This window comes from Clostridium sp. LXY-7, assembly GCF_056172015.1.
In genome coordinates, this window is record NZ_JBLLJL010000009.1 from 25569 (window position 1) to 32330 (window position 6762).

7 protein-coding genes are annotated in these 6762 nt (G+C 29.9%); 1 reads left to right on the top strand and 6 read right to left on the bottom strand.

Annotated elements, in window-relative coordinates; all coding sequences use genetic code 11:
- Window positions 1-96: 96 nt before the first annotated feature.
- Window positions 97-1185 (bottom strand): Ig-like domain-containing protein, encoded by a 1089-nt coding sequence (locus ACI48Q_RS20210; RefSeq protein WP_474920923.1) that lies wholly within the window; start codon window positions 1183-1185, stop codon window positions 97-99.
- Between the two features lie 523 nt (window positions 1186-1708).
- Between ACI48Q_RS20210 and ACI48Q_RS20215 the strand changes: the two genes are divergently transcribed.
- Entirely contained in the window at window positions 1709-2206 is a 498-nt protein-coding gene (locus ACI48Q_RS20215; RefSeq protein ID WP_474920924.1) for a hypothetical protein, read from the top strand.
- A gap of 80 nt (window positions 2207-2286) precedes the next feature.
- Here the strand turns inward: ACI48Q_RS20215 and ACI48Q_RS20220 are convergent, their stop codons facing one another.
- The 5 genes from ACI48Q_RS20220 to ACI48Q_RS20240 all read right to left on the bottom strand — a co-directional run.
- Entirely contained in the window at window positions 2287-2421 is a 135-nt protein-coding gene (locus ACI48Q_RS20220) for a hypothetical protein (protein WP_474920925.1), read from the bottom strand.
- A gap of 1158 nt (window positions 2422-3579) precedes the next feature.
- Window positions 3580-4467: an alpha/beta hydrolase gene (locus ACI48Q_RS20225; protein WP_474920926.1), complete on the bottom strand. Its 888-nt coding sequence runs from the start codon at window positions 4465-4467 to the stop codon at window positions 3580-3582.
- Between the two features lie 456 nt (window positions 4468-4923).
- Entirely contained in the window at window positions 4924-5589 is a 666-nt protein-coding gene (locus ACI48Q_RS20230) for a hypothetical protein (protein ID WP_474920927.1), read from the bottom strand.
- Window positions 5590-5920: 331 nt separating this feature from the next.
- Window positions 5921-6268 carry a cupin domain-containing protein gene (locus ACI48Q_RS20235; RefSeq protein WP_474920928.1) on the bottom strand — a complete coding sequence of 116 codons (348 nt, stop codon included), beginning with the start codon at window positions 6266-6268 and terminating at the stop codon, window positions 5921-5923.
- 34 nt (window positions 6269-6302) lie between these two features.
- Window positions 6303-6762: GNAT family N-acetyltransferase (locus ACI48Q_RS20240; RefSeq protein ID WP_474920929.1), on the bottom strand; the 460-nt coding region annotated here is incomplete at its 5' end.

Below are 6762 nucleotides of genomic sequence, written 5' to 3' on the forward strand. Positions count from 1 at the left end.
ATGGTATTTTGAGAAGAACTTTCCGACAAAAAACACAAAAAAATAAGCCATGAACTACACATTTAAGTGCAATCCATGGCTTTATTCTATTTCCTATTAATATTCTCTTATTTCAAATCCAACTATTTTATCATGTACTAGATATTCAACATTCCCTTTTGCATTTTTTATTTTGTATATTGGATTTTCTGTCTTATCTAAATCTCTATTTTTAAACCATTTAATAAAATTATTTACATCAATGTCTTTGGCTTGTTTTATATTCCCATCTACCATTTCTATATATAAGTTTCCATCTCCTGTTGGTTCATCTGGATCTACTGGAGTTTCTTTCTTTGTAACTGTAACTATGCAGTCAGCTTTTATGTCTGTTCCTTCTACTGTAGCTGTTATAGTTGCTTGTCCTTCTTTTATTGCTTTTACATTTCCATTTTCATCTACTATAGCAATGCTTGGGTCACTTGAAGTCCATACAACTTTTTTATTTACTGCATTTTCAGGTAATACTGTAGCTGCTAATTTCTCTGAACTACCTTCTAACAAACTTAATGATGATTTATTTAATGATATTAGTTGAGCAGTATCTTCATCTGAAATTAAAGTACCATCTTCATCAATATCAATAGCATCAAGAACTAATGATTTTGTTTCATCTATCCTTGGGATGCTTATTTCAACTATATGTTCTTTTCTTTCTAACTCTAATTTTTCAAAAACTAATATTTGCGGTTTGCCAGTTAAATCATTAATATATTCTGAAAAAGTATGATTAGAACCATCAATTTTTATAATAAAATCTGTGAGTTTTGCTGTATTGACAAAAGATATTAGTCTTAATTTAGTTCCATAAAATCTAAATTGGATCTTATTGCTTAAGTTGTTACAATAAGAATAATGTACACTGCCTTCATAATCTGTTGCTCTCTCAGTGTATATTTTCCAATTATTTCCTATATATTTTATTCTACTATCATTATCATCATATCTTTTCCACCCTTTTTCAGGAAGTACTAGAGAATCCCATATCTTAGCACTATTCTCTGGAGTATTATTTAAATTATTAACACCAATCACATACTCACTTGGATTTTCTGCAGCATAAACATCACTAACATTACTTAATCCCCCTAGAACAAAAGCACATGTTAGTATACATACTAATATTAATCTTAACTTATTTTTCATTTTTATCCCCCTTTGTTAATTTATACATATATATTTTATATTTCTAAATTTGTAATATCAAGTATTTATTTGTATTATTTTGTTTTAACATACATCTTACATCATATTTATAAATTTTATTTCAAAAATAAAAGAGCCATGGGTCACACAATTAAGTGCAATTCAGGACCTTGATTTAATTCATATATTACTTTTAAACTCTCTAAGTATTTATATTATTTGTTTGTATTCTACATAGTTAATATAAAACATCCGGATAAGGAGCTTAAAATAAGAGACATAGTAGATATATAAAACGAATTAGATTGTAAATTATGTTCTTTAAAAATTGAATAGTATGGTATTTTAAAATATGTTATAATATGGATAAAATAAAGCGTGTTGAAATTCCAATGGTTAGATATTCTAAGTTAGCTTTCTATTTAACCAATATATAAATAGAACTTTATTGAGATGATGATAAGATACGTCCAAGAGCCTTAGGGCGATAAGACGATTCTATAAGAAGGGATTGATATACTATATGATACTTTTAATTGAGTGTATTGTGCTGTGTATTATTTTTACACTCCTCATTTTGCCGCCACAATTCAAAAATCCATTATCACAAATAATGTCATATCCACCTGCTATCCGAAAACGTGTCGAAAGTTTGCCACAATATAAGGATTGCCTTCAAGAAACAAAACAAAAAAATATTTTTCGCAAAATTAGCGGAACAGTGATATTGATTATTGCACTTGCAGTTTTGAGCTACTTTTCAGATAAAACAACTTTTATCCCAGCATTTATCCATGTTTTTATTCTTTTTTTCGTAGTAAATATATATGATCTTATTATATTTGATTTTATCATATTTCCCCATAGTAAGAGGCTTGTCATTCCGGGAACAGAAGATATGGTAGCAGAATATAAAAATCCAATCCATCACATAAAGGGTGCATTCAAAGGCGTTATCATTGGAGTAATCGTAGCTATTTTATCGGCTGGGTTGGTAGAGCTTATATATCGTATTAGATGAGTTTATAATAATGGGTTTAAGGATTATTTCATTCACCTTAGTTTTAAAGTTTATGGCTTTAGATTTGTTTTTTATTTGAATTAAGACTTAATAACTGTTTTAGATTTCTCATGCTTCTCCTCATATTTTTCCTTTGCAACTTGAACAGGGCAAATTGAAAATTCCTTTTCTGTACGCATCAAGCATTTAGTGTAAATACAATTTTTGCAATTCATTATTTTCACTCCATTTTCTATCATTATACCGAACATTAGTTCTTATTTAAGAGTACTATGTCGTTATATTTTTGTAAATCTTTATATAAAAATAAGAGTAGCAAAATACTACTCTTACCCTGTGGAATTGTACCAATGATACTATGCAAATTACTTTAATACATATTTCTCTATTAATTTGTAAAACCTTTTGTCTAAGATTTTACAAATGTGGATATGATTATAGTAAATTATTTTATCATTACCTTCCAAATTCTAAAGATGAAAAGCTATGAGCTCTTTAATAGGGTTCATAGCTTTAATTTATCTAAGAGACTATATCCCCTATAATTTTCATATGATATTCGGTATCATTACTTTAAATTATATCATATAATAAACAAAGAATTATTTTTCAGTATATTAGATCCTTACTTTTTACTATTTATAAACTCCTAGCTATTAATTATTATTCGATATGATATTCTTTTATTAGCTAGATATATCTTCATAATAGAGCTATTTTTAGTGATTCTAATATACTCTCACACTATATATAGTTGATTCATATAATAAATTAAGAAACAACTATATAGGTATTGCTTCTTAAGGGTATTACTATAGTGACAAGCAATTAACTTCTTTATTAAAGATTAATCTAAATAATAATTTTATAAATGTACTATTTAATGACTTCCGAATCTTCTAAAGATGAAAAGCCACGAACTCTTTAATTAGAGTTTATGGCTTTATTCTATTTAATGGGCTATTTTATATCATTTCCTTGTTTACACTATTAATAAAAATATATGAATGATCTTTTTTTATATTACGAACCATAATATTGAGGTGATATTATGGTTAAAAATTTAAGTGTAATCCATGGCTCTAATCTATTTCTTATTCTCTATTATATACTCCTTAACCTTTTTTCAAGTGTCATAAGCATCTACCCCTATAATCTCAACATCACATTTAACTTCTTAGCGTGCTCCTCAACCACTACCGACAACTCTCCCCCATGCTGGGCGTACGTGAAAACAGGTAGCCTGGAGATTTATGCTACCTACTAAAAACATAAATATGGAAATTCTGTTACTTCAGATTTTCTGCACATTGGATATATCCCTAAGTATAATCTCCTCGACAATAGGTTAGCTGTCTCTTTTACTCGATTATTTATGGCCTGCCGGCTTCCACGAATTTTTGGGCAATCATTTTCGGTTCAGTTTGAAAGGTCGTAAAGTGATCTCCGTCGCCTTGAATGTATCGGTAAAACCCAAGGTGGCTGGATTGGTTCGTATGCCAAGCGAACGGTCCGGGCGGAAGCGCGATATCTTCCGTCAGGTTAAGATAACTTTTCGGAATTTCCAGGCTGTAGAACTTTTTCAAATCGAGTTTTTGAAATAAGGGAGCTGCAGGTTCCGGCGTAATTTTGCTATAAATCTCTTTTGATTCTTTTAAGCTGGCCGTGTTTGTGAAGGAATCGCGGAACAGCGGAAACGGAAGCATAATCGTATTGTCACTTGATGCATCGGCCAGTTGTTTGAATGTTTCTTGAATAGGCGGTGGAAGTTGATCATACAAACTTTGTCCGTCCAGAGGAACAAAAGCATTAGAAAATACAAGACGATCTATCCGGTCCGGAATTAGTTGGGCGACCGTCGCAACAACTGTACCGCCGAAACTATGTCCAAGTAATATGATATGTTTTAAATCTTTTTTCTCGATATATTCGACGACGGCATTCGTAATTTGCTCGTGAGTTACGTTTTTATCCGTCAAGACACCATGACCTGGCAATTCTGGCACATAAACCGAATGACCAAGTTTACGAAGCTCGGCAGCGACTCCATCAAATTGGCTGGCATCAGCCCATGATCCGTGAATGATAACAAATGTCAACTTCTCTTCCGTTTTGCTCATTCTATTCATCTCAATCTTAGGAGCTTGTTTAGCTACTGATACTTTGACTGGATTAAGTTGGTTGACGATTTGAAAACAGAGAAAGACAATTATAGCCATTCTCACCAGCGCAATTATTCTTTTCTTTTTAATCAGATTCATGTGCAACCTCCTAAATGATAATATTTCTCTCTAATTATAGTAATAATCAAGTTTCTTCGTGATTACATTCTCCCTAATATCCTTCGTTTGAATTATATTTACCGAAAACCATCTCTACAATGCCGAAACCTGGAAAATTTTAGCAGTCGCATCTGGCACTTTAAGCAGTTTGCCAGTTAAGAAATATTGTTTACTTCATCGTGCAATATTATTCACAAAACGGGATACACAAAAGTGAATAGCTGAGCGAAATTACGACATAAAAAATACTGTAAAATTCATTTAAATAATATAGTACTAATTTATTCTTGTGTTTTTGTATAAAAATAGGCAATAAAAAAAGAACTTCTAAAAGTTCTATGTATTGCCCTTAAATCTATTTAATTTTCACCTAATAATACATTAGGATTATTCATATAAATTTATACATTTTTAATTAGATAAATTGGAATTTGTTTATAACAAATAACCTAATGCGATAAAAATATATGCATATGTTGTTTTTCTTTTTAGTTTCAAATACATTATTCCGCTCAAAATAGAAAATACCATACATGAAATTCCGTTCCAAAAATCTATACCTGTAGAAACAAAATGTATAGCTCCCCATGTAAGGGCTAACAATATTCCACCAAAGGGAATCTGTATTTTCTTTTTTAATAATGTTTCAAATGCTTTTTGCCCAAAAATAATTATAAGTAATATTAAGGCCACTTCAAATACATAATATACGTACTGAGTCAGAAACTGAATAGGCTCCTTTTTTTGAAATTCTCCAATTATTTTTAATGTATGCCAATCAATGAATGTAATTAGTTTACAACCACTAAAACATAACAACGTTACTAACCATTCTCTTGGACATATCTTATCATCATTTTTCCTTTGTTCTGGATAGTTATAGCTCTTTCGTGAAAAATGAACTATTACTACAATAGAAATAGCCCATAGCCCTGCTGTCAAAATAGAATGAATACTTTTTTCAATAATTGTATAATCACTAACAGAATTCTTAAACAGCATCTTTTCTATAACAAACAGTGAAAAAAGTTCTAAAAAAAAGCACATAAATGAAATCAGCGCCAGCCATAAGTAATTAGACCATTTTTCTTTATTCTTCAATATTATCACCTCGATAAAGTTCTATTTATATATTGGTTAAATAGAAATCTAACTTAGAATATCTAACCATTGCAATTTCAACACGCTTCACTTTATCCATATTATAACATATTTTAAAATACCATACTATTCAATTTTTAAAGAACATAATTTACAATCTAATCCTCTTTATAAATCAAAAACGACGTAAGTTTTGCCTTACGTCGCTTGATAAGAATATTGTATAATAAATTTACTGTACATTATGCCTACACTCTACCTGAAGGCTTGTTTGATAAATAGGCATTTCGATAAATAACATATTATCATAGAAAATGCTTATAATGCAGAGTTAATCTTCATATAAATCTCCGCTATTTTCTTTGTTAAGAGTACCTTCCAACTCAATCATCAAGAATCTTGATAAACTCTTTACTACAGGTCTATGTCTAATTCCTTTAGGTACAATAATAAATTCTCCTTCATTTACTTCAATCAATCCTTCATCAGTTTCCAAATGAAAACCACCTTCAATCACATAGAACAATTCATCGGAACCTTCATGAACATGAAAATCTAATGTACGATTCTCTACATTGACAACGCTAAGAGCATGACCATTTAATTGACCAATCTTGTCATATACATACAACTTATCAACTGAATTCACCGCTGATTTCAAATTTACTTTTTCTAACATAATACCACCCCTATACTATAAATAATATAAAATATTATTTTTCTTTTTTGAAAATGAAAGATTTAGCACCATTATCATAAATGTTTTCTCTATAAAATATAAAGCCACATTTTTTAGTGTAAAAGTGATGGTTTCTTTTTGAATATTCTGGAGTTTCAACAGTCCATTTTTTTGCATCTGTATATTTTTCTTCTATATCCTTCCATACCATAGCTCCCAGGTGCTTTTCTCTGTAATCTGGGTCAATAAATAACATTTCCAAAGCATATTCATTGTTCTGCATAATTTCAACAGTATAAGCACCAATAATATTATTTTGATAAATTATTTTATAACTTTCAAAGTTTTCATGTTCATTAAGTTTTTTAACTAGACTTCCATCATTATATCCTGCAGGGCCGTCTTCTTTCAAGTCAGTATGCATTGACGTATCTTCATCAAATGCAGAAGTCATTATCCTTGTTAGTATCTCATAATCAACTGGATATATTTTT

Excerpts from the sequence above, each read along its gene's own strand:
- ACI48Q_RS20210 (WP_474920923.1), bottom strand. The coding sequence starts at position 1,185 with ATGAAAAATAAGTTAAGATTAATATTAGTATGTATACTAACATGTGCT.
- ACI48Q_RS20220 (WP_474920925.1), bottom strand. The coding sequence starts at position 2,421 with ATGAATTGCAAAAATTGTATTTACACTAAATGCTTGATGCGTACAGAA.
- ACI48Q_RS20225 (WP_474920926.1), bottom strand. The coding sequence starts at position 4,467 with ATGAATCTGATTAAAAAGAAAAGAATAATTGCGCTGGTGAGAATGGCT.
- ACI48Q_RS20235 (WP_474920928.1), bottom strand. The coding sequence starts at position 6,268 with ATGTTAGAAAAAGTAAATTTGAAATCAGCGGTGAATTCAGTTGATAAG.
- ACI48Q_RS20215 (WP_474920924.1), top strand. The coding sequence starts at position 1,709 with ATGATACTTTTAATTGAGTGTATTGTGCTGTGTATTATTTTTACACTC.